Raw genomic sequence first — 19,372 nt, 5'->3', positions numbered from 1 at the left:
TTATCAAGTTCGAGATGGAAGGTTCTATCGGATAAGTACCTTTAAACACTGATACAACAACGTTTATTGGCGATAAAAAAAGAGCGGAAAACCGGACGTGCCGATTTCGTGCCGATTCAGATTTTCCGCGAGGTGTAGGAGGCGAACTTTTTTAGTTCGTCTTCTTCTATTTTTTCGGTGATATCAAGATACGTGTCAGATGTCGTTTTGATTGTTTTATGACCAAGACGATCCGCTACAAATTTGATACTTGCACCCGACTCTAACAAAAGAACAGCGTGCGTATGCCTGAAACCGTGTGTTCCTTTGTACTCGACTTCAGCTTGCTCACAATATTTCTGAATCATGTCCCGAACTGTGGACGGTGTAAGGTAGTTCCCCATATAATTTTGAAATATGATGCCATCCCCACTTTTATGAAAGGATTTCATTCCTAAAATCATTTCATTTTGTTTTAACTTAAATTTCTTCAGTTCATGTAACAAATCCTCATTTAATCCAATTGTCCGATATGACGACGTATTTTTTAGCGTGGTTAATTTCAAACCGTTATTGTTATTTCTACTCGTCTGTCGTTCAACGGTCACTTTCCCATCCTTTATATCTGTCCATTTCAACGCAAGAGCTTCACTGATCCGTAGTCCTGTCTCACTTAAAAAGTACATAAGCATATAATATAATTGGTACCCTTCAAACCGTTGGTGCTTGTAAGATTTCATGAAACTGAGTAGTTTGTTCAATTCTTCCAAGGAGTAATATTTAACCTTTTCATGTGCGGCAACAGAATCCTGTATGGGCACCGTCAATCGATCGGTAGGATTCTTCTCCAATACTTCGAGTTCATGAACAGCGTAGTGGAATATACTCTTCATTACAGAGAGATATTTGACTCTTGATCCGTATGAATACTTATCGCTGCCATCCTCGTTTTTCATTTCAGCATACAGTTTCATCCATCGATTAATATCCGACCTACGGATCCGCATAATTTTTTTATTTTCAAAGTACGGCAGGATATGCAGTCTCACAATAACCTCTAACTGCTCAAATGTAGATTCCTTCACATTTGATTTTTTGTGTTCGTTCAGCCACTCATCCACGACTTCATCAAACATCATATTCCGGTCATTCAACGTTTGACCGTAATAAATTCTTTCTTCGACTTTACCTGCTTCGATTTCAGCTTCTTTTTTTGTTCGAAATGTGCCAATGCTAAATTCTTTTCCATCTTTTGAAACCCTCGCTTGCCACTTGCCGCTTTTTAATTTTCTGTATGTGGCCATCCGTAAAACCTACTTTCTGCAATTATTCTAAGAATAGTGGAACATGCGTTCCCACTTATGTTATATTATATACAAGAAATAAATAATACTGCAAATATTCTTTAAAAGTTCTATAATGAATTTAAGCTGTTCGGCTGTTCTCGGTCGGCGAGTAGACCTAAATCTACTCGTTATCGCCTACTTCAATCCATTCGTATAAATCTTCCATTTGACAATGGAGCAAACTTGCAATGTTTTTGGCGACCTCAAGAGACATTCTTTGTCTGTTGGTGATGTACTTATTGATTTGTTGAGGTTTTCTGCCCATTTTCAAGGCTAATTGCGTTTGGTCCATTCCGCGGAGATCTAACAAATCTTGAAGTAGGCATTTTCCGACTTTGTAAGCCAAGGAAACACCCCTCAATCACATATTAAAGGCGGCGGTGAAATGACAGAAGATGTGATGATGCTACTGATGAGTTTTGTGAGATTAATTAACTGCGACAAACCTAAATCCAACACTGAAAAGCGAGATCAAAAAATCAATCCTTATACAAGCGATTGTAAAAATCAACGGAAAGCTTGATGCTTTCAAGAAACTTTTCCCTTTCCTCTCCTTCAAGAGAAAGGGTTTTTTCTATTAATTTTTGAAGAAACCTCATTTCTTCCACATTCATCGACTCACGCTCTAATGTTTTCTCCAAATGAAGGTGCGGCTCGTTATATTCGACTGGTGGAAAAAAGTCATCCACTCGAACTCCAAACAATGCCGCCAGCGCAAAGAATGTATCAGAATGTGGAGAGGATGCGCCCCTCTCATAAGCTGACACCATGTTGTTCTTTACCCCTATCTTTTCTCCCACTTGTTCTTGAGTAAGTTTGTTTTTAACCCTGTACTCCCTTATTTTCTTTCCTACATATTTCTGTAATTCTTTTTTTGTCAGCATCCACTTCACCCTTTCATCTCTAATTATAATGCATTTTCAATTGTAATAAAGCAATTTATTAAATATTATATGCATTTATATTGCAATAAATGTTGACAATGCAATTTAATTGCATTAATATTGATTTACAAGCTAATAGATTAATAGTTTTGGAAGGTGGTGAATCAAGATGCAGTGGAATTTGTACAGACTGCGCAAAGAAGCGGGACTATTTCAAGCGGACGTAGCAAAAGTCTTAGATGTTAGCCTAACTACTTACTCTAAAAAGGAAAGAGGTATAACGCTGTTTGATTCGAATGAAATGTTCATTCTGGCAAACTACTTTGGAAGAAGAATGGAAGAAATTTTTTTACCTATAGATTGCAATAATATTGCAGTCGGGGAAAGTGAGGTGAACACAAAATGATTTCAGTAACTATCGATGAAGCAAAAGTGGAGCAAATGTATTTGGAAGCAATCGGCAAAAAAATTCAATCTGTAGATGCCGAAAAAGTTTTCTGGGATTCTGCTGAGTTAAAGCGGCGCACGTGTATGAGCTGGAATACCATTCAAGATACATTTTTTCACCATAAGGCCTTTCCGAAAATGAAAGTTGGAGGAAAGTGGTATTTTCCGGCAAGGGAAACCGAAGAATTTTTAATTAAGTGGCTGCAAAGACAAGGAAACTAAAAAAAGGAGGAAACACAATGAATCGACTGACGAAGCTGTTTGACGGACAAGAGCTTCGAATTGGCGGGGACGCATCTAAACCTACATTCTTGCTAAGTGATGTTTGCAAAATTTTAGGCTTGGGAAATCCTTCGCAGGTTAAAGCCAGGATCGAAGATGGGGTCATTACTAATGAGGTCATCCTGGACAGCATGGGTAGACTGCAAACTGCTTCTTTTGTGAATGAAGACGGTCTGTATGACGTCATCTTGGACAGCCGCAAACCGGAAGCGAAGAAGTTTCGCAAGTGGATAACAAGCGAGGTTCTTCCGTCCATCCGGAAGCACGGCGGCTATCTAACGCCGGAAAAAATCGAGGAAGCACTACTCAATCCTGACACATTAATCAAACTGGCTACTAATCTCAAAGAAGAAAGATTGAAACGGCTGCAGGCCGAACAAATTATTGAATCACAAAAAGGACAAGTCTTGTTCGCGAATGCGGTTGAATCCAGCGACTCATCAATCCTGGCCGGAGAGCTTGCTAAATTGATTTCGCAGAACGGCGTGGACATTGGACAAAATCGTTTATTTGATTGGCTGCGGGAGAACGGCTTCCTGATTAAAAAGAAGGGTGAGCTTTACAATCTTCCCACCCAATACAGTGTTGATCTTGATTTGATGGACATTAAAAAGCGGGTCATAAATAATGCCGACGGAAGTTCGCGGGTAACACGAACTACCAAAGTTACGGGCAAAGGGCAGATTTACTTCATCAATAAATTCTTGGAGGAGGGACAAGCATGACGGAATGGGGACTGATCGCTGTATTCGGAATTCCGACAGCCGCAATCATGGGAGGCAGTATGACAGCCTTGTGGATATCGTTAGGCAAGGAACCAGATGTGCCGGGACCAAAATCACATCCGCACACAATTCAATTCCTGGCGGAGCGGGAAAGGCGTTTGAAATCACAAAAATGATAAGGAGGGAATCACTGTGGAAGAACAAGAATTCTATGAATGGTTGTTAGAAGAATACGGTTGGCAACCAATCAACAAAAAATCCAAATAATCATAAGCCGGTAAAAATTTATGCGTCTTAAAACGCTAAGGGGTGAAATGATTTGCTTAAACGGAAAGTAACTACACGTTACGACCACTTCGGAATTTACTTTTGGATTGAACAAGAATATTTCGAAGTGCCTTTGTTAATCAGTCCAGTAATCGTCTGGACAAGCAAGTTGAGCCGGGGTATCAATCGTTTATTGCCAGTTGGTCATCGTTATCGTGGGGACGTTGGAAGTTATGCGTAAGCGGTCAATTCGTCTCTGTGGAATCTGTCATGAGCCAACTCATAAGGAATTGTGTTGGCGGTGTACGGAACGGGGGAATCGATTAACTCGTTCTATAAATCTCAAATTAATGAGTAGGAGGACTGCAAAGTGAAACTATCAACCGAACAAGTTCAAAGAATAGTAGAACTGCAAAAGCGGGTTGTCGCAGTCGGTGAAGAATTCGACTACATGACAATTCATAAACACGGTGTACAAATGATGCATGAAACGTTCCTCGAAACATTTGAAGTGTTCGCTGTCAGTTCTCGTGAGTGTGATGTCTACCCTTACGAAGTATCTACAGTAGCCGGCGGCGTTAAAATCTTCACCATCATGTCAGCTGCCGAAGTTGTGGCATTAGGGGATACACACCCTGATAAGTTCGACTACATCAGCCGAGCGATTCAGATGGAGGGAGTCAAATGATTCAACATCCACAAATCGGACAAGCATACGCCCACGATGAGCCGAAAGTATTTGACCGCTGTGTAAGCTGTGACGCCGAAATCCACGAAGGTGCCGATTATATCGAACACGCGGGATTGCCACACTGTAACGCTGAATGCTTAATCGATCAAATGATTGATGAGGGTCACGCGGAGGTCAAGGTGGCAGGGGATGACACTGTACGAGTCGTGAGGGGGTGCAGTGGTGAGTAAGCGGAAAAGGCGCAAACGTTGGATGAAAGCCCGCGTGAAAGCTTATCGAAAAGCAAAGTTTGTGGAAGCGTTCCGTAAGCATTTTGTTGATAAAGGGATTCTTTGAAAGGGGTGAGAGAAATAGAGATTAACAGGAAAACTTTAGAAAGCTTAATTCCTATCAATAAGAAAGTATTGTTCGCCTGTATCGGTACGGATCGCTCTACGGGAGATTCATTAGGCCCGTTGGTAGGAACGATGCTTTACAAGAAAGGTTACACCGTTATAGGGACACTGCACAATCCACTTCACGCGCTGAACTTGCATGAAACTATCGAGCGTATTGAGAGGGAATACCCAAATCATTTGGTGGTTGCTGTGGATGCATGTCTCGGGAAATCGGAACGAGTTGGAAAAATCACCGTAACCAGTGAACCGATTAAACCCGGTTCGGCTGTAGGGAAAGAATTGCCTTTGATAGGAGACATAGGCATCAAAGGAATTATCAATGTCAAAGGTTTTATGGAACACGCGGTACTTCAAAGCACCCGACTTTCTAAGGTAATGGATATGGCTGAGGAAATTGCTCAAATATGTGATGTCGCCATGAAAAATCGTACTAATGGAAAAAACGCCCTGCTGGAACAGGACGCTTAAAAAATCTATCTACTACTATCTTATCACGAAATGGGAGGAAATATACATGCCACTTCAAGAAAAAGAACGCTTTGAAATAAAGGACGACCAGGCACTCAATTGGGTATTCCGCGAAATCCTCGCTCCTCTTAAAAAGGAAGTAGCGAGAATCGAGGAAATGGCTGCTGTTGAAATCGATAGAGTGAACAAATGGAAGGAATCAGAATTGAAAAGTCCTAAGTCAGATATCGAATATTGGGAATCGCTCATTCAGAAATATCACTTCGAAGAATTGCTAAGAGATCCGAAACGAAAAACACTTTCCACTCCATACGGTAAATCGAAAAGCCGTAGAAGCGCGGAACAACCCGAACAAGTGGACAAGCAAGCCTTACTGGAGCATGTCCTAACTAATGATATGCAGGACTTCATCAAGAAAGACGTCCGATGGGCTGATTTAAAAAAGACTCTCCAAATCTCCGAAATGGACGGCGGTAGGGTTGCGGTGGATGAAAACGGCATGATCGTTCCTGGAGTCATCATCAAGCCGGAATCCATCACTTATAGCGTGGAGGTGTCGGAGTGACTGAAAAGTTGAATCTCCACCAGAAGTTAGTTGAAGTCAGGAAGTCCATCGGTGGATTTACTAAAGATGCCAAGAGCTTCAACTATTCATATGTATCGGGTTCGCAAGTCCTCTCTAAAATACAGGACAAAATGAATGAGTTGGGCGTGCTGCTTGTTCCCAAAATCATTACACAAGACTTTCAGGAACATGCGTACAAGGATAAAAACAACAAGGACAAGCTCGACTTCATCGTCCATGGTTCGATGGCTTACACATGGGTGAATGCAGACAACCCAAATGATTCTATGGAAATTCCATTCTATTACACAGGCCAACAAGATGACATTTCAAAAGCTTTTGGTTCTGGCCTGACGTATTCCGAACGATATTTCATTATCAAGTTTTTTAATCTGCCAACAGATTCAGATGATCCAGACGCAAAAGACACCACGGGGAGAAGCCAGAGGCAAGGCAATGCATCTCCTCCGAAACCGCAAAGCGGCAACGGAATTACACAGGGTCAAAAGAACGCCATTCAAGCCAAGACTAATTCCATTGCTCAACGTGATGCTATCGGCCAGGGAGCGGTGTGGGAGAACGCTCAAAAGGCACTCGGCATCTTCAAGCGGTCGGGAGAATTGACTAAGGCGGAAGCAAGCAAGTTCATTGATTACCTAAGCACTCAAGAGGGGTGAGGTGAATGCAAAACGGGTGGATCAAGCTGCACCGTAAGATACAAGATAACGGACTGTATGCTGATTCCAACATGTTGAAACTTTGGATTCACTGTCTCTTAAAAGCTTCCCACAAAGAACGTAATCAATTGATCGGAAATCAGATGGTCGAATTGAAGCCAGGCGAGTTTGTAACTGGCAGAGAATCACTTGCAGAAGAGTTCAACAGAGGTGTCAGCAAAGCAAAAGCCATTTCACCAATAACGCTTTGGAGATGGCTGAACAATTTCGAAAAGTGGGGAATGTTGAACATCAAAAAAACAACGAAATACAGCGTTGTGACAATAACCAACTGGTGTGAACATCAACAAGATGAACAACAAGTGAACAACAAACGAACAACAGATGAACAACAAGTGAACACAAACAAGAATGTAAAGAATGATAAGAACGATAAGAAAGAAAACATTGTTCATCAGGATGAACTTTTCGAGCAGTGGTGGGAGCTGTATGCAAACAAAAAGGGGAGAGCGAAATGCCTTCCGAAATACCGTACGCTTTTGAAAAAATACCCACATGAACAAATCATGACTGGAACCAAGAAGTATATGGAACATCGGAAGGGTTTGCTGGCAAGGAATGAATTTTGTCCACAACAAAAAAATCCTCTCACCTTTTTGAATGGCGAACACTTTAATGACGAATACGATTCATCACCATTGCAACCCATTTATAAAGAATGGAGTGGAGATTATTGATTGCTGAAAAAGCAGTTCTTGGCTCGATCGTCAAAGAGCCGTATTTGTTGCAAGAAACAGACTTACAGCCTATCCACTTAACTGGATCACAAAACAAAGCCCTCTTGACTGCCATGAGAAATCTTGAGCGCGAGGGAAAGTCGGTGGATATGATTACTCTCCTATCATCGGGAAGTCCTGACTCTTGGGGCGCGGCGGCTTATTTGCAAGAGGTTCAAGCTGCTGCCAATCCCAAGAAGTTCGATGAACACGTTGATTTGGTCATGGATCACTGGCGGGAGAGAGAAAAGCAAAACTTGCTGAACATGGCAAGTCATGAAAACTGGTCAATCGATAAAGTCAAGTCTGAACTCGATAGATTGATTGACGACAAAACAAGCGACTACCAACCTATAAATTCCTTGCTGGGTTCCGTGTACGAAGCTCCATGGATAAAGGTTGAAAAACAATCTGGCGTTCCGTCCGGAATTGAACAAGTAGACAAGTTGGTTGGCGGTTGGCAAAAGTCAGACCTAATCATATTAGCGGCTCGCCCAAGTATGGGGAAAACCGATGTGATGTTGAGTTTCGCAAAACACGCAGGATGGCATGATTTCCTACCAATCGTATTTTCGCTCGAAATGGCAGCCGAAAGATTGAGAGATAGGCTACTTGGTTCGATAGGAATGTACAACCGCGGGAAATTCAAGAATCTTGAACGATTCCTGACGGTAGAAGAAAAGAATCGATGGACTGCTGTCGTTGGAAAGGCCGATAACACAAATTTGCAGATTTTCGACAGAGCCGGACAAACCCTTTCCGAAATGCGGATGAAGATCCGCAAAGCTATGAGCGAGTTTCCGGGTAAGCGTCCAGTCATCTTTATCGATTATCTAACATTAATCAAACCTGCTGACCACATGGGCGGCAATATGCACTTACAAGTAAGCGCCACGTCCAAGGGACTTAAAGAGATCGCCAAAGAGTTTGAGTGCCCTGTTATATGTTTGGCTCAGTTATCTCGCCAAGTCGAACAGCGGCAAGATAAACGACCTATGCTGTCTGATTTGAGGGAGTCGGGGAGTATCGAAGAGGATGCCGATGTTGTTCTGTTTCTATATCGGGATTCCTACTACTCGAAAAACGATGATGACAAGGTACTCGAAATGATATTCGCCAAACACCGAAACGGGGCGACTGGAACGGTTATGACTTATTACGACAAGACCACGGGAGTCATGACGGGATGAAGCTCGGTGAAGTGTTCGCGGATGCTATTCAGTATGACGAGCCTCGGTTAGCTTATTCGATATATTGGGCAACGCAAAACGGCCATAATTCATCGCAAAGCTATGAAACATTGAAAACCATTGAGATAGATTGGGTGGCGGTAGATGGGCTGATTAAATCCAATCCACTCAATATCAGTGCGATAAGGCTCTATTCCTACAAAGAGGGTGACGGGTTTCACTTTGTTCTCGCCAAATCCGTGAGGGAAGCAAAAATCGAACTGCTGAATGAGTTGGGGTGGGTGCCGGAACCGGTTCATGATGTATCCCATGGTATGGACAAGTTTCTTTGGCGAAACGGAGAAATGGTGTACATCCGCAAAATCAAAGATACGTCACTGAAATTCCCGCTTTATTTAGGGTGGTATGCAAGGGGTGATATAGATTGATGTTTCCTAAGCCTAATCATAAACGCCGAAAGCCCAAAAGAGGGCAACGTGGAAGAATTACCAAAACAGACTACAAGGATGCACTGGACTGGTTCGGAGATAGCTGCACAATCTGCAACAACAAACCGATTGAAATGCACCATGTAATCTTTCGAAGCGCAGGAGGGAGAAACGGCTATCGAAATCTGATGCCACTGTGCAAATCCTGCCACGCAAAAGCACACGCAGACCGACAATTCGCTGATCACCTAAGAGAAATGCGCCAAGAAGCATACGGAGATCACTTTTTCCATGACATGCACGATTTGTACGACATGGGCCTGATTGACGAACCGACTGAACAAAAATTTGAGGCATTCATGCAGAAAGAGGAGAGAAAATGAACATTATCGCACTCACTGGCAACGCAGTAAGGGACGTTGAGCTGAAATATAACCAAGGTGGAACGGCGATTGGTAGCGGCACTATTGCAGTCCGAAGGGATTTTAAAAACAAGCAAACGGACGAATATGAAACGGATTTCATCAACTTTACAACTTTCGGAAAGCAAGCAGAAGTCATGGCGAACCATATCCGCAAAGGCGACAAATTCGGTATCAATGGCAGGCTCCAAATTCGGACATGGGAAAACGACCAGGGGCAGCGACAGTATTTCACTGAGGTGGTAGTAAGCGGATTCGACTTCCCGGACAAGAAACGGGAGCCAGGGCAAGCTCCTCAGCAAAACTATCAGCAACAATCCAATGATCCGTTCTCTAATAACTCGGGACCAATTGAAGTTGATGACGATATGTTGCCGTTTTGAAATAAAAATGCGAGGTGATTCACATGGAATGGAGAGATGTTGTCGGTTACGAGGGCATTTACGAAGTTAGTGACACTGGCGAAGTTCGAACTAAGGAAGGAAAGACCACGTATACAGAAAGGCATGGCGTCAGGAAGTGGAAGCAGCGTGTTTTGAAGCAGAAGGTCGGCAAGGATAATTCATGCAGAGTGGCGTTGTGGAAGGACGGGAAAGACAGAACTTGGCTCGTTCATCGGATTGTTGCCAAAGCATTTATTCCGAGGGTAGAAGGCAAGGAATACATCAACCACATTGACGGGAGTCGCCTGAACAATAACGTTGATAATCTCGAATGGTGTGACCACACAGAAAACAATAACCATGCTTTCGACACTGATTTAATGACCAGCCACACAAAAATAGTCCTTTTACACAACGGTACAAAGGAAACGCACTTGTTCAGAAGTATGGCAAAGGCAAGTGAGTTCTTAGGTCGCAACTCCGGGTACGTGTCAGGCGTATTGAAAAAAGGCAAAACGGAAATTGACGATTATACGATATTCATTGAAGCGGGGAAAACGATTTGATGCAGGTAGTCAGATTTGAAATACCTGGTCAATTGCCCACAATGAACGAAATTGTAGCTGCTTCCAAGAGTCATTATGGAACATATTCAAAAATGAAAAAGAAGTATACACAGAAAGTCATGGGATGTGCGGAAGGTTTGCCGTCAATAGAGTCGGCAGACTTCCGCATCACCTGGCACTGCGTAAACAGAAGGAAAGACAAAGATAATATCGTCGCAGGGCAAAAATTCATTTTTGACGGATTAGTCGAATGCGGAGTTTTGAAAAATGATGGATGGAACGAAGTCGGTGAAATCGCCCACAGCTTTGCGGTTGATAAAGAAAATCCAAGAATAGTAGTGGAAATACAAACATTGTGAGGTGGCGATATGGAATTACAGTCAATCGTCAGTGAGCTTTATGAAACAAGAAACAGATTGAAGGCCGCGGAAAAAGAAGTTTATCGATTGGGCGACGAAGCGGCAAGAGCTGAATATGCATATCGCGAAGCGTTATCAAAGGAACACCTGATATTAAAAACGGAAGGTATGCCAGTTACGATTATCGGCGACATTTCCCGCGGCAATGTTGCTGGCTTAAAGTTCGAGCGGGATAAGGCAGCTAACAGGTTTCGTTCCGGATTTTCAGCAATGGATGCGATTAAAGTGGAAATCAATGCATTGCAGTCAATATTGCGTATCCAGACAGACATATAAGGGGTGTATATATGCGGTACTTTTACATCGAAGTCAAAGACATTAATCAATCGGAAGTGGACAAGCGTGTTGACGATCTAATCGGGAGAGGGTTTGAAGTCCACTCCCGTTCGGAATCTGTTGAGACAAAAGCAATCTATAAAAGAACTAAATCCATCGGACGCTCTAAGGCTGCATTTGATAGGCGAGAAGATTATCAAAGGTTTTCGGTAGTTATGAGAAGGGAGAATGTGAAATGAGTGGGAAGGTTAAGTTGACGCAGAAGCAATCGGAGGGAATCGAGGCGATGTTGCGTAGCGGTAATTGGACGCATGAACAGCTCATTGAAAAACATGCAAGGGGGATGGAGTGGTCAGGAATGCAAGCCAGTAAACTGAATGGGATTCCACTCCTAACATTTGTAGATGCCTTGCGTATAGGTTACGAAGTCGAGGAAGAATACAAGGTTGGGGATTGGGTATTCATCCTGAACGTTTCGAAGATTGGAAAGGTCGTGCGAGTAGGTAACGATTTTGTTGAAGTTGACAACGGGATGGTTCCGAGTTTTGGCTTCTTCCGACATGCAACTCCCGAAGAGATCAAAGCCGAAAAGGAACGCAGAGTGTGGAAGGAGATTGGACGTGAGGTTGGGGAGTTTCGTGATGGGGATAGAGGTATACATGCAAGCGGAACTTCGGTTATTAGAAAAGACTATATAAAAGAATGTTATGACGGAGGAACCTTAAAAGGTTTCTACCCTGCCGAATCCTTCATTTCGATCACGAATGATCCCGATGACTAAACTAATCGATGACACACTACACACACGGGAATCCATCGTCAAGCAATACACGCCGCTTGTTTATAAACACGCTCGCAACTTATGTCGGAGCGATTATGAATATTACATGCATGACTTGGCGCAAGAAGGGTTTATCGGCCTGCTGTACGCTTTCGACCGATACGATCCTGACAGCGGATTCAAGTTTGTGACATTTGCTCAACAGTACATTCGGGGCTATATGCTGCGCCTGCACGACAAATCGCATTTTGTACGTGTGCCAATCCACGTGATTCGTCTTGCTTGGCAAATTGAGAGGTCGATCATGTGGACAGAAACTGATGATGTGATTGCAAAGCATTTTGAAGCTACTGAATTCGCGGTGGCCGGGGCGAGGAAATACTTCGATACCCGGCACGCCGTCAATATTGAAAATCCACTTGGGGACGATGGAGGACTAACGATTCTTGACACTTTGCAATATAACGAAGACTTGTCTTCCGTATTCATCGAGGAATTCACCAAGAAGTTAAACCCACGTGAAATGTACATCATTCAGAAATTATATGAAGGGTACTCACAGTCGGAAATAGCGCCTACCTTGGGCATATCCAGGACAAGGGTCGGACATATTTTGATAGATATACGTAACAAATTGCGAACGGAGGGAGTAATGTGACAATCAATTACGCAGACGATTACGCCGCAGAAAAACTTTTACGGGCATTAAGTAAGACAGATAAGGAAAAACTTCGGGCCAATCGTAAACGGAAGCAAAAGGAACGCCTTGCGATCATGGCGAGATTGGACGTACTGGAAGAGCAACGTTTTGATAAATGTAATAAACAGGATGTCAATACGATTCAATGTGATTGTTCCGCTGCGCAAGCGATACGCACACTCGGGGAACGATTGTTGAAACTGTCCGATGGAAAACCTGAACGAATAATCAAGAAAACCCCTAACGTGAAAGGCACCCTAACTGTGGACGAATACAACGCCATGAAAGCCAAGGGCATGATTGACAAAGATATCATGAAAAAGATTCGTTGGTCCACGGTCCGTTTTTATGATTGGAAAAAGGAGATGGGATTGACTACACGCCCGTCAACCGTTCCTGAAAGGGAATCCCATGATGGAAAGCCACTGAAGGGCATGACACTCGCTGACTACCAGGCACGGAAGAATAAGAAGCATTCGGACGCGCTGATTGCTGCCGATTTACGTATCGGTTCGCACAGGTTGCAACAATGGAAGCGTGACAATGGGCTTACCAAGCCGTTGCAAGATGCTGAACAGCCGAAAGAGAATAAGGAGGGTAAATCTATGTCGAATGCACAGAACGCCAGTACGATAGATTACAAGGCAAAATACAAGTCTGTAAAGTCTAAGTTCGAAACTGCTGTGAAAGATTTTGGCAGCTATCAAGACAAACATCGGGAAGAAATCGGTCGTAAAGACGATGAAATTACACGATTGGAAAATAAAGTTGCTGAACTTGAAGAAAGCCTTGTCGCTTCCGATGCAGTTTCCGAAATCACAGCCTTACAAGTCGAAAACAACCGTCTCAAAAATTACGAAGCTGACTATCGCAATCTTGAAATAGATTACCGTAACCTAAACAGCGAGAATGAACGTCTGAAACGCATGTTGAGTCGTCTGAAGAATACGGAACGCATGAATCTGTGGATGATGGAGCAGTATGTTGGACTGCATAAACAAGTGGATGAGGTGATGGCGTGAGTCCTTTTGAAAAGCCAAGTTTCACCACTAAGCCGTCAAGACCGGTTACGGAAAAGATAGTAACTGAACTCAAAGACGAATTCGGGACGGTTCATGCGAGAACTGAAGAATATATCGACGATCCTATCCGTCCTGCCCATTACCTCGAAGGTGGAATTGATGTTTTCAAGTATGGGAAAGCAAACTTCTCAAAAGAAGAATTGCGTGGTTACTTCAAGGGCAACATCATCAAATATATTACTCGGTTCAATAAAAAGAACGGTGTCGAGGACTTGCGAAAAGCGGAAAGGTTCCTCGAAGAATTGATTGAATTGGAGGAGTCGAATTGAACATATCCGAATACCAGAAACTATCCGAACGCACCTTGCCAGACTACGTAGGTGACTTGAAAGGATCCGTCTCGAATTATTCAATGGGGTTGGCAGGAGAATCAGGGGAAGTCATCGACATTCTCAAAAAGTCATTCCATCACGACCACAATCTTGATTTATATGCTGTGGAAGAAGAACTTGGTGACGTGTTGCATTATATCGCAGGTATCACCACTATGCTCGGACTGTCACTTGAATCCATAGCGACTGCAAACATCGAGAAGTTACGGCAAAGATATCCGAAAGGCTTTTCTGCTCATGACAGCATCAACCGAAAAGTATAAACTACCCGACCACGAACGCGATCAAATTATCGGTTTACTCGCAATATGGACGCCGTATCCGGAATCAATGTATGAGGCTATGAGCGATAGCGAACTCAAGGCAGAATTCGAACGGGCGATGAATGGAAGTTTGGCTTGGGAGTAGACACAAACTGTTTATGAGGAGGGAATACTTTGGAAATTGAAAAAGAAGAAAAAATTCGTGCCTACTTTGACCGCGTTTCCGAAAGGGGAAATGATGAAGTCGCATATGGCGAAAATTACCGAGAATATTCGAAAGGAGAGCGTGGAGGAATCTTAACGACGCTTGCTATCCTTGGCGTAAAAATAAAAGGAGTTAACGATTAATAAAAAATAATCAACAGTACGATGACTCTATTTAACACCAAGGGATGACAGGGGGCTTTACAATCAAACTATTCAAAAGGGGGAAACGCGATATGTTTGGAACAAAAGTAAAGTGTGTGGAATGCAATTCTAATCCGGTGAGGCAACGGGGGAAACATTTATGCTATACGTGCTTCGAAAAGGCGATCAGGGATGTGCTACGCAAGGAGGATGAGAAAGTTGACACGGTTAAAGTTTAAAATCGAAATGATTAGTTCCATGATTTTCATGAATAAACAGGAAGAGGTCTATCAAGTTGACCATTCGCCAAGTGCGCGCCTGTTAACCTTTCGAACAAAGACCTATGAAATCACATTTTCGGGGGATGTGTACGATAAATTACGACATGAAGAAACTTTACCTGGGTTGTTGGATTTGTATGAATCAGTAGCTTTTCAGTAAGGAGGGGGCAGCATGACTAAAACAAAACCGTTCTCGCGCCATGAAATATATGGCATACTACGGGACTATCACTGGCTTGTGAGAGAGATTAGCCGCATCAAGTCGGATTTGAATATCACGGAATCAGTCGGCGTTGCTTCCTATTCGGACGAGCCTCGGGGTAACTCGGGGCCTTCCAATCCAGTCCAGGCAGAAGTCGAACGCCGTGACAAAAAGTATGACAGGATGGCGAAATACCTTGCTCGTGTGGACTATATCAATCGGCAGTCGAAAAATATCACAGATGAACGGGAAAAGGTCATATTAGACTGTATTCTCGATGGAATGAAGATGAGCGCCATTGCGGATCATTTGAATATAAGTCGACATACGGCGAATCAGATTAGGGATATCATCGTGGTGAAGTTGGATGAATGAGGAGGGTAGCTAATGACTCACGAAGAACTGAATCGGGCGAATGAAATCCAAAGGGAAATTAGGAAATTGGAAAGGTTCATCCTTTCCGCAGAAAAGGTGTGGACGGGAAAGATTATAAAAAGGACTACTACGTATATATTCAAATCGACCGCTTATGGTGCGATTGGTAGCAGCGAGTATGAGATGGATACAGATATGAAGAATAGGGTACTTGATGTATTAAGGGAAAAGCTGACCGAATTGAAAGGGGAATTCGCCAGACTTTAAATCCCGACACTTTTCACCACATTAGCCACATTGGTCATTTGTTTACTTGATGTGCTAACAAGGGGAAAATGAAGTTAGCGGGAGTTTATCCTGCTTGCCGACATAAGAGCGGCATAAAACCTGCGGACATATGAGCCGTGTAGTGATTCCATTCCCCCAATTTAACCACCTGCACGGACTTGTCGAACAGCTGCGGAAACAGCAACGGCATGTTGTGTTAGTTCTGCGTGTGGGTGGTTATCTTTTTATGGTGTTATTTTCCTGTTTATTCGGATATGATGATAACAGGAGGGGATGGGATGAAGAAACTACTAATCATCGGAGTGATGGCAATGCTACTCGTAGCTTGCTCAAGTAAGGCAAAAACACATGAAAACATCGGCGAAGGCATTGCTAAGGATACTCAACAGGTTCTGTCAATCTTGGACAGAATGGTTAAAGAAGAATCAGCAGCCAACGCAAAAGAGCAAGAGACACTTGATCGATACATTGATAAGTATGCCAGGGCCGAAATGACCGAAGAAGAAGACAGGGTGTATTCATACACAAGTGGGCTCATTCTATCATTCGATGGCACTGACTATCTCGAAAGCGACAAGAAGGACTACGAAGAAATACGCAATGGAATCAAGAATATAATAAAGTCCGGGAATGTTACCGGGGAATGAGACATCCATAGCGGGTGTCTTTTTTATTGGGGAGGGATGGATATGGTAACAGCACTCTGCGACCACTGCGGGAAGATTAATGATGTGGAATTCAAAGAGAAATCACATCCGAACGAGATTCGTGAGACGTATTTCACATGCGAACACTGTTACTACCATTACACATCGTTTGTGACGGACAAGAAGGTTCGTCAGCTTCAGCGCAAACGGGCCAAGTCAACTGTTGTTGAAGAACGAGTTTTACTGTTTGAACAAATTGGAGAACGAATGTCTTTACTTAAATACAATCTCGTCAACTATGGACGTGCGGACCTATGAAATACGGACGCTATAAAAGCGATGATAAATTCTACCGCACAAAAACTTGGGACGGAAAAAGGAAGACTATCTTTAGACGGGACGAATACCGGTGTAGGGAGTGTAGACGGTACGGCAATACAACGCCAGCCACGACTGTCCATCATATATTCCCGCTTGAGTTATATCCTGAGTTCGGCCTGACAAACATTAACCTATTGAGTCTATGCAATGGATGCCATGAAGGTATGCACAATAGGTTGACGGGGGAGCTGACAGCCAAGGGCAAGCAGTGGTGCGAGCGCATCAAGAAACAATTGTTCGGCGAAACAAAGGAAAAACTGACTCCCCCCCTTTGAGTTATCTGAAATTTTAACACAATGGGAGCGAAGAGGGGAGGCGTTTCCAATAGAACGACCTTCCAGAAAACTTTTTTTGGCCTGCTTTGACGATCGGAGGTGAGGACATGGTGAAAAAGAAAGCGGAAATCATTGAGCATAAAACGGTTGATTTGAGAAAGAATGTTGTCGCAGATATGAAGAAACTCGGCACCTATAAGAAAGAATACGACATTGTAATCAGCATATATTGCGATTTGCTTACTCAATATCATAAAGCTACGCAGGAATTCGTTGCATCCAACTATAAATATGAAACGGAGACGGCGGCAGGTGGTACGAAAAAGTCGGCTATTGTTGCCACGCTCGAAAATTTGAGAAAAGACATCCTGGCATACTCAGATCGTCTATGTCTGAATCCGAAGTCGTTGGAGTCGGTCACTGTGGAGGACAATAAGAAATCAGTGTTGGCGAGTGTGCTGAGCGGCCTTGAATAAAGAGTTTAAAAACTATGACATTGTTTTCGAGTATGCCAATAGTGTCATAGAAAAACGGAAGGTTGCTAACAAAGAAACCATTCAAATGTGTAAGCGGTTTTTCCGTGACTTGAAGAATCCAAGGTATGAATTTAATCCGAAAGATGCGGAATTCGTCATACAAATAATTGAAAAGACGTTCGTCCATCAAAAAGGTGAAGACATGGAGGGCTACCCATTACGCGGCAAGCCCTTTTTGTTGCAACCGTGGCAGAAATTTGTTGTTTATAGCATTTTAGGCTTTTTCCATAAAGGGACAATCCTACGGAAATACAAAGAAGCATTCATGATGCTGCCCCGTAAGCAAGGGAAAACACCATTTATGTCTGCTCTCTCGTGGGGGTTGGGGTTGCTGGAAAGGAAATCCGGTGCTGAAATTGTTATTGTAGGTGCCCAACTAAAACAGGCTATGCAAAGTTTTAATTTCCTTCTCTACAACCTCAAGAACATGGGCGAGGAAAAGAGTTTCCGTATCCTTGATAATAACCAAGAGCACAGTATCAGTGGAGAGCTTGGAAATGGCTACATGCGCATCGAAACGATTGCTGGTAACAGTGACCGCATGGACTCCCTGAATACACTTATACAAATTCTGGATGAGTTGCACCTATACAAGAGCGCCAGTCAGTACAACACGATAAAAGAATCTGGTAAGGCCTACCGAAACAGTCTGTGTATCGGAATCACTACAGCCGGCGACAATATGAACTCGTTTTGTTATAACCGGATGGTCTATTGCCAAAAGATACTTGATGGAACTGTTAAGGATGAACAGTATTTTGTATTTATTGCGAAAGCTGACCAGGATGAAAACGGCGATGTGGATTACACAAATCCTATTGAACATGAAAAAGCGAATCCTAATTATAACGTATCGGTGTCTGGCGATGAATTGATGAACGATGCAATGCAAGCACAAGGCGATCCGCAACAAAGAAAATCATTTTTGGCGAAGTCGTTGAATATTTATACTTCGGCAATGCGTGCGTATTTCAATCCAGATGAATTTAAGACATCAAACGACCTTGTGGAAGAAAAATTAAAGCTTAGCGGACTGTCGTTGGGAGATAAGTTAAAAGCACTTTCTAAGCTTCCTATTGATTGGTTTGGTGGAGCGGATTTATCGAAACGTCATGACCTGACCGCAACTGGATTATATGGGAGCTACAAAGATATTGATATCGTCATTCCACATGCATTTTTCCCGCTTGTGGCAGCACACGAAAAAGCAGATGTGGATAATATCCCTCTCTTCGGATGGAAGGATGACGGTTGGCTAACTATGACAAATAGCCCGATAGTGGAATATCAAGAAGTCGTCAAATGGTTTATGAAGATGAAAAAGAGAAATTTCAAAATCAAACAAACTGGCTTTGACCGGAAGTTCGGGAGAGAGTTCTTCCTTACGATGAAAAAAGAAGGCTTCCGTATTGAGGATACTCCACAGCTTTTCTATCTAAAATCAGAAGGCTTTAGGCGCATTGAAACAAAGGCAAAAGAGGGGAATTTTTATTATCTCGGCTCTGAGGCCTTTTTATATTGTCTGCAAAACGTCCGCGCGATTGAGCAAACAGACGATGCAATTAAATATGAAAAAGTATTAGAAACACAGCGCATTGACGTATTTGATGCTGCTGTTTTTTCTTGCATGCAAATGTTGAAGAACATGGAAAAATCCACGTCAGCGACCAAGTGGCTGAACAGTTGAAGGTG

General features: G+C 43.0%; 37 protein-coding genes. 34 read left to right on the top strand and 3 right to left on the bottom strand.

Features of this window, described 5'->3' with window-relative positions:
* Positions 1 to 116: 116 nt before the first annotated feature.
* From P5G49_RS17040 to P5G49_RS17030, 3 genes are all read right to left on the bottom strand, one after another.
* Entirely contained in the window at positions 117 to 1,283 is a 1,167-nt protein-coding gene (locus P5G49_RS17040; RefSeq protein WP_301245782.1) for a tyrosine-type recombinase/integrase, read from the bottom strand.
* A 163-nt stretch (positions 1,284 to 1,446) separates the two neighbouring features.
* Positions 1,447 to 1,671 carry a helix-turn-helix domain-containing protein gene (locus P5G49_RS17035; protein ID WP_301245780.1) on the bottom strand — a complete coding sequence of 75 codons (225 nt, stop codon included), beginning with the start codon at positions 1,669 to 1,671 and terminating at the stop codon, positions 1,447 to 1,449.
* A gap of 133 nt (positions 1,672 to 1,804) precedes the next feature.
* Positions 1,805 to 2,209, bottom strand: coding sequence for a helix-turn-helix domain-containing protein (locus P5G49_RS17030; RefSeq protein WP_301245778.1), 405 nt, complete (start codon positions 2,207 to 2,209; stop codon positions 1,805 to 1,807).
* Between the two features lie 169 nt (positions 2,210 to 2,378).
* Here P5G49_RS17030 and P5G49_RS17025 point away from each other — a divergent pair, with 169 nt between their 5' ends.
* The 34 genes from P5G49_RS17025 to P5G49_RS16860 all read left to right on the top strand — a co-directional run bounded on the left by P5G49_RS17025 (position 2,379) and on the right by P5G49_RS16860 (position 19,367).
* A complete protein-coding gene (locus P5G49_RS17025) occupies positions 2,379 to 2,615 on the top strand; it encodes a helix-turn-helix transcriptional regulator (protein ID WP_301245777.1) in 237 nt (78 codons plus the stop codon).
* Positions 2,612 to 2,878 (top strand): group-specific protein, encoded by a 267-nt coding sequence (locus P5G49_RS17020; protein ID WP_301245776.1) that lies wholly within the window; start codon positions 2,612 to 2,614, stop codon positions 2,876 to 2,878. The genes P5G49_RS17025 and P5G49_RS17020 overlap by 4 nt, the downstream gene beginning before the upstream one ends.
* A 17-nt stretch (positions 2,879 to 2,895) precedes the next feature.
* Complete coding sequence (locus tag P5G49_RS17015; protein ID WP_301245775.1) at positions 2,896 to 3,663, top strand: phage antirepressor; 768 nt, start codon at positions 2,896 to 2,898, stop codon at positions 3,661 to 3,663.
* Positions 3,660 to 3,839, top strand: coding sequence for a hypothetical protein (locus tag P5G49_RS17010; RefSeq protein WP_301245774.1), 180 nt, complete (start codon positions 3,660 to 3,662; stop codon positions 3,837 to 3,839). Before P5G49_RS17015 ends, P5G49_RS17010 begins: the two co-directional genes overlap by 4 nt.
* A gap of 143 nt (positions 3,840 to 3,982) precedes the next feature.
* On the top strand, positions 3,983 to 4,171 hold the full coding sequence (locus P5G49_RS17005; protein WP_301245772.1) for a hypothetical protein: 189 nt from the start codon (positions 3,983 to 3,985) through the stop codon (positions 4,169 to 4,171).
* 129 nt (positions 4,172 to 4,300) lie between these two features.
* Entirely contained in the window at positions 4,301 to 4,618 is a 318-nt protein-coding gene (locus P5G49_RS17000; protein ID WP_301245770.1) for a hypothetical protein, read from the top strand.
* Positions 4,615 to 4,851, top strand: coding sequence for a hypothetical protein (locus P5G49_RS16995; RefSeq protein WP_301245768.1), 237 nt, complete (start codon positions 4,615 to 4,617; stop codon positions 4,849 to 4,851). Before P5G49_RS17000 ends, P5G49_RS16995 begins: the two co-directional genes overlap by 4 nt.
* A 111-nt stretch (positions 4,852 to 4,962) precedes the next feature.
* Positions 4,963 to 5,487: a spore protease YyaC gene (gene yyaC, locus P5G49_RS16990; RefSeq protein WP_301245765.1), complete on the top strand. Its 525-nt coding sequence runs from the start codon at positions 4,963 to 4,965 to the stop codon at positions 5,485 to 5,487.
* A 46-nt stretch (positions 5,488 to 5,533) separates the two neighbouring features.
* Positions 5,534 to 6,052 (top strand): host-nuclease inhibitor Gam family protein, encoded by a 519-nt coding sequence (locus tag P5G49_RS16985; RefSeq protein WP_301245763.1) that lies wholly within the window; start codon positions 5,534 to 5,536, stop codon positions 6,050 to 6,052.
* Positions 6,049 to 6,729, top strand: coding sequence for an ERF family protein (locus tag P5G49_RS16980; protein WP_301245761.1), 681 nt, complete (start codon positions 6,049 to 6,051; stop codon positions 6,727 to 6,729). The genes P5G49_RS16985 and P5G49_RS16980 overlap by 4 nt, the downstream gene beginning before the upstream one ends.
* A 5-nt stretch (positions 6,730 to 6,734) precedes the next feature.
* Positions 6,735 to 7,466: a hypothetical protein gene (locus P5G49_RS16975; protein WP_301245759.1), complete on the top strand. Its 732-nt coding sequence runs from the start codon at positions 6,735 to 6,737 to the stop codon at positions 7,464 to 7,466.
* Positions 7,463 to 8,695 (top strand): replicative DNA helicase, encoded by a 1,233-nt coding sequence (locus tag P5G49_RS16970; RefSeq protein ID WP_301245757.1) that lies wholly within the window; start codon positions 7,463 to 7,465, stop codon positions 8,693 to 8,695. Before P5G49_RS16975 ends, P5G49_RS16970 begins: the two co-directional genes overlap by 4 nt.
* Positions 8,692 to 9,123, top strand: a complete 432-nt coding sequence (locus tag P5G49_RS16965; protein WP_301245755.1) for a hypothetical protein — start codon at positions 8,692 to 8,694, stop codon at positions 9,121 to 9,123. Before P5G49_RS16970 ends, P5G49_RS16965 begins: the two co-directional genes overlap by 4 nt.
* Positions 9,123 to 9,506 (top strand): HNH endonuclease, encoded by a 384-nt coding sequence (locus tag P5G49_RS16960; protein WP_301245787.1) that lies wholly within the window; start codon positions 9,123 to 9,125, stop codon positions 9,504 to 9,506. Before P5G49_RS16965 ends, P5G49_RS16960 begins: the two co-directional genes overlap by 1 nt.
* Positions 9,503 to 9,928 (top strand): single-stranded DNA-binding protein, encoded by a 426-nt coding sequence (locus tag P5G49_RS16955; protein ID WP_301245753.1) that lies wholly within the window; start codon positions 9,503 to 9,505, stop codon positions 9,926 to 9,928. Before P5G49_RS16960 ends, P5G49_RS16955 begins: the two co-directional genes overlap by 4 nt.
* Positions 9,929 to 9,951: 23 nt before the next feature.
* Positions 9,952 to 10,494 carry an NUMOD4 motif-containing HNH endonuclease gene (locus P5G49_RS16950; protein ID WP_301245751.1) on the top strand — a complete coding sequence of 181 codons (543 nt, stop codon included), beginning with the start codon at positions 9,952 to 9,954 and terminating at the stop codon, positions 10,492 to 10,494.
* Positions 10,494 to 10,853, top strand: a complete 360-nt coding sequence (locus P5G49_RS16945) for a RusA family crossover junction endodeoxyribonuclease (RefSeq protein ID WP_301245785.1) — start codon at positions 10,494 to 10,496, stop codon at positions 10,851 to 10,853. Before P5G49_RS16950 ends, P5G49_RS16945 begins: the two co-directional genes overlap by 1 nt.
* 9 nt (positions 10,854 to 10,862) lie before the next feature.
* Positions 10,863 to 11,189, top strand: coding sequence for a hypothetical protein (locus P5G49_RS16940; protein ID WP_301245749.1), 327 nt, complete (start codon positions 10,863 to 10,865; stop codon positions 11,187 to 11,189).
* An 11-nt stretch (positions 11,190 to 11,200) separates the two neighbouring features.
* Complete coding sequence (locus tag P5G49_RS16935) at positions 11,201 to 11,428, top strand: hypothetical protein (protein WP_301245747.1); 228 nt, start codon at positions 11,201 to 11,203, stop codon at positions 11,426 to 11,428.
* Positions 11,425 to 11,970, top strand: a complete 546-nt coding sequence (locus P5G49_RS16930; RefSeq protein WP_301245745.1) for a hypothetical protein — start codon at positions 11,425 to 11,427, stop codon at positions 11,968 to 11,970. The genes P5G49_RS16935 and P5G49_RS16930 overlap by 4 nt, the downstream gene beginning before the upstream one ends.
* A complete protein-coding gene (locus tag P5G49_RS16925) occupies positions 11,963 to 12,628 on the top strand; it encodes a sigma-70 family RNA polymerase sigma factor (protein ID WP_301245743.1) in 666 nt (221 codons plus the stop codon). The genes P5G49_RS16930 and P5G49_RS16925 overlap by 8 nt, the downstream gene beginning before the upstream one ends.
* The gene (locus P5G49_RS16920) at positions 12,625 to 13,692 is read left to right on the top strand and encodes a hypothetical protein (protein WP_301245741.1); all 1,068 of its coding nucleotides are present in this window, start codon (positions 12,625 to 12,627) and stop codon (positions 13,690 to 13,692) included. The genes P5G49_RS16925 and P5G49_RS16920 overlap by 4 nt, the downstream gene beginning before the upstream one ends.
* Positions 13,689 to 14,021 carry a DUF3310 domain-containing protein gene (locus tag P5G49_RS16915; RefSeq protein WP_301245739.1) on the top strand — a complete coding sequence of 111 codons (333 nt, stop codon included), beginning with the start codon at positions 13,689 to 13,691 and terminating at the stop codon, positions 14,019 to 14,021. The genes P5G49_RS16920 and P5G49_RS16915 overlap by 4 nt, the downstream gene beginning before the upstream one ends.
* Positions 14,018 to 14,347 (top strand): nucleoside triphosphate pyrophosphohydrolase family protein, encoded by a 330-nt coding sequence (locus P5G49_RS16910; protein WP_301245737.1) that lies wholly within the window; start codon positions 14,018 to 14,020, stop codon positions 14,345 to 14,347. The genes P5G49_RS16915 and P5G49_RS16910 overlap by 4 nt, the downstream gene beginning before the upstream one ends.
* Positions 14,322 to 14,492 (top strand): hypothetical protein, encoded by a 171-nt coding sequence (locus P5G49_RS16905; RefSeq protein WP_301245735.1) that lies wholly within the window; start codon positions 14,322 to 14,324, stop codon positions 14,490 to 14,492. Before P5G49_RS16910 ends, P5G49_RS16905 begins: the two co-directional genes overlap by 26 nt.
* 29 nt (positions 14,493 to 14,521) lie before the next feature.
* Positions 14,522 to 14,695: a hypothetical protein gene (locus P5G49_RS16900; RefSeq protein WP_301245734.1), complete on the top strand. Its 174-nt coding sequence runs from the start codon at positions 14,522 to 14,524 to the stop codon at positions 14,693 to 14,695.
* Between the two features lie 219 nt (positions 14,696 to 14,914).
* Positions 14,915 to 15,136, top strand: a complete 222-nt coding sequence (locus P5G49_RS16895; RefSeq protein WP_301245733.1) for a hypothetical protein — start codon at positions 14,915 to 14,917, stop codon at positions 15,134 to 15,136.
* Positions 15,137 to 15,148: 12 nt separating this feature from the next.
* Positions 15,149 to 15,553, top strand: coding sequence for a helix-turn-helix domain-containing protein (locus P5G49_RS16890; RefSeq protein WP_301245732.1), 405 nt, complete (start codon positions 15,149 to 15,151; stop codon positions 15,551 to 15,553).
* A gap of 12 nt (positions 15,554 to 15,565) precedes the next feature.
* Positions 15,566 to 15,820, top strand: a complete 255-nt coding sequence (locus P5G49_RS16885; protein ID WP_301245730.1) for a hypothetical protein — start codon at positions 15,566 to 15,568, stop codon at positions 15,818 to 15,820.
* Positions 15,821 to 16,119: 299 nt separating this feature from the next.
* On the top strand, positions 16,120 to 16,488 hold the full coding sequence (locus tag P5G49_RS16880) for a hypothetical protein (protein WP_301245728.1): 369 nt from the start codon (positions 16,120 to 16,122) through the stop codon (positions 16,486 to 16,488).
* A 42-nt stretch (positions 16,489 to 16,530) separates the two neighbouring features.
* Positions 16,531 to 16,806 carry a hypothetical protein gene (locus P5G49_RS16875; RefSeq protein ID WP_301245726.1) on the top strand — a complete coding sequence of 92 codons (276 nt, stop codon included), beginning with the start codon at positions 16,531 to 16,533 and terminating at the stop codon, positions 16,804 to 16,806.
* Positions 16,803 to 17,144 (top strand): HNH endonuclease, encoded by a 342-nt coding sequence (locus tag P5G49_RS16870; RefSeq protein WP_301245723.1) that lies wholly within the window; start codon positions 16,803 to 16,805, stop codon positions 17,142 to 17,144. Before P5G49_RS16875 ends, P5G49_RS16870 begins: the two co-directional genes overlap by 4 nt.
* 107 nt (positions 17,145 to 17,251) lie before the next feature.
* Complete coding sequence (locus P5G49_RS16865) at positions 17,252 to 17,620, top strand: P27 family phage terminase small subunit (protein WP_301245721.1); 369 nt, start codon at positions 17,252 to 17,254, stop codon at positions 17,618 to 17,620.
* Positions 17,613 to 19,367 (top strand): terminase large subunit, encoded by a 1,755-nt coding sequence (locus P5G49_RS16860; protein ID WP_301245720.1) that lies wholly within the window; start codon positions 17,613 to 17,615, stop codon positions 19,365 to 19,367. Before P5G49_RS16865 ends, P5G49_RS16860 begins: the two co-directional genes overlap by 8 nt.
* Positions 19,368 to 19,372 lie beyond the last annotated feature (5 nt).

The organism is Sporosarcina highlanderae (genome assembly GCF_030433715.1).
In the GTDB taxonomy this organism is placed as follows: Bacteria; Bacillota; Bacilli; order Bacillales_A; family Planococcaceae; genus Sporosarcina; species Sporosarcina highlanderae.
The sequence above is the reverse complement of the archived record's forward strand: the minus strand, read 5'-3'. Positions and strand labels throughout refer to the sequence as shown.

Excerpts from the sequence above, each read along its gene's own strand:
- P5G49_RS16880 (WP_301245728.1), top strand. The coding sequence starts at position 16,120 with ATGAAGAAACTACTAATCATCGGAGTGATGGCAATGCTACTCGTAGCT.
- P5G49_RS16925 (WP_301245743.1), top strand. The coding sequence starts at position 11,963 with ATGACTAAACTAATCGATGACACACTACACACACGGGAATCCATCGTC.
- P5G49_RS16995 (WP_301245768.1), top strand. The coding sequence starts at position 4,615 with ATGATTCAACATCCACAAATCGGACAAGCATACGCCCACGATGAGCCG.
- P5G49_RS16885 (WP_301245730.1), top strand. The coding sequence starts at position 15,566 with ATGACTCACGAAGAACTGAATCGGGCGAATGAAATCCAAAGGGAAATT.
- P5G49_RS17020 (WP_301245776.1), top strand. The coding sequence starts at position 2,612 with ATGATTTCAGTAACTATCGATGAAGCAAAAGTGGAGCAAATGTATTTG.
- P5G49_RS16985 (WP_301245763.1), top strand. The coding sequence starts at position 5,534 with ATGCCACTTCAAGAAAAAGAACGCTTTGAAATAAAGGACGACCAGGCA.
- P5G49_RS16930 (WP_301245745.1), top strand. The coding sequence starts at position 11,425 with ATGAGTGGGAAGGTTAAGTTGACGCAGAAGCAATCGGAGGGAATCGAG.
- P5G49_RS16960 (WP_301245787.1), top strand. The coding sequence starts at position 9,123 with ATGTTTCCTAAGCCTAATCATAAACGCCGAAAGCCCAAAAGAGGGCAA.
- P5G49_RS17040 (WP_301245782.1), bottom strand. The coding sequence starts at position 1,283 with ATGGCCACATACAGAAAATTAAAAAGCGGCAAGTGGCAAGCGAGGGTT.
- P5G49_RS17030 (WP_301245778.1), bottom strand. The coding sequence starts at position 2,209 with ATGCTGACAAAAAAAGAATTACAGAAATATGTAGGAAAGAAAATAAGG.
- P5G49_RS16905 (WP_301245735.1), top strand. The coding sequence starts at position 14,322 with ATGACAGCATCAACCGAAAAGTATAAACTACCCGACCACGAACGCGAT.
- P5G49_RS16955 (WP_301245753.1), top strand. The coding sequence starts at position 9,503 with ATGAACATTATCGCACTCACTGGCAACGCAGTAAGGGACGTTGAGCTG.
- P5G49_RS17010 (WP_301245774.1), top strand. The coding sequence starts at position 3,660 with ATGACGGAATGGGGACTGATCGCTGTATTCGGAATTCCGACAGCCGCA.
- P5G49_RS16935 (WP_301245747.1), top strand. The coding sequence starts at position 11,201 with ATGCGGTACTTTTACATCGAAGTCAAAGACATTAATCAATCGGAAGTG.
- P5G49_RS17025 (WP_301245777.1), top strand. The coding sequence starts at position 2,379 with ATGCAGTGGAATTTGTACAGACTGCGCAAAGAAGCGGGACTATTTCAA.
- P5G49_RS16975 (WP_301245759.1), top strand. The coding sequence starts at position 6,735 with ATGCAAAACGGGTGGATCAAGCTGCACCGTAAGATACAAGATAACGGA.
- P5G49_RS16875 (WP_301245726.1), top strand. The coding sequence starts at position 16,531 with ATGGTAACAGCACTCTGCGACCACTGCGGGAAGATTAATGATGTGGAA.
- P5G49_RS16945 (WP_301245785.1), top strand. The coding sequence starts at position 10,494 with ATGCAGGTAGTCAGATTTGAAATACCTGGTCAATTGCCCACAATGAAC.
- P5G49_RS17015 (WP_301245775.1), top strand. The coding sequence starts at position 2,896 with ATGAATCGACTGACGAAGCTGTTTGACGGACAAGAGCTTCGAATTGGC.
- P5G49_RS16965 (WP_301245755.1), top strand. The coding sequence starts at position 8,692 with ATGAAGCTCGGTGAAGTGTTCGCGGATGCTATTCAGTATGACGAGCCT.
- P5G49_RS16890 (WP_301245732.1), top strand. The coding sequence starts at position 15,149 with ATGACTAAAACAAAACCGTTCTCGCGCCATGAAATATATGGCATACTA.
- P5G49_RS16870 (WP_301245723.1), top strand. The coding sequence starts at position 16,803 with ATGAAATACGGACGCTATAAAAGCGATGATAAATTCTACCGCACAAAA.
- P5G49_RS16865 (WP_301245721.1), top strand. The coding sequence starts at position 17,252 with ATGGTGAAAAAGAAAGCGGAAATCATTGAGCATAAAACGGTTGATTTG.
- P5G49_RS16950 (WP_301245751.1), top strand. The coding sequence starts at position 9,952 with ATGGAATGGAGAGATGTTGTCGGTTACGAGGGCATTTACGAAGTTAGT.
- P5G49_RS16940 (WP_301245749.1), top strand. The coding sequence starts at position 10,863 with ATGGAATTACAGTCAATCGTCAGTGAGCTTTATGAAACAAGAAACAGA.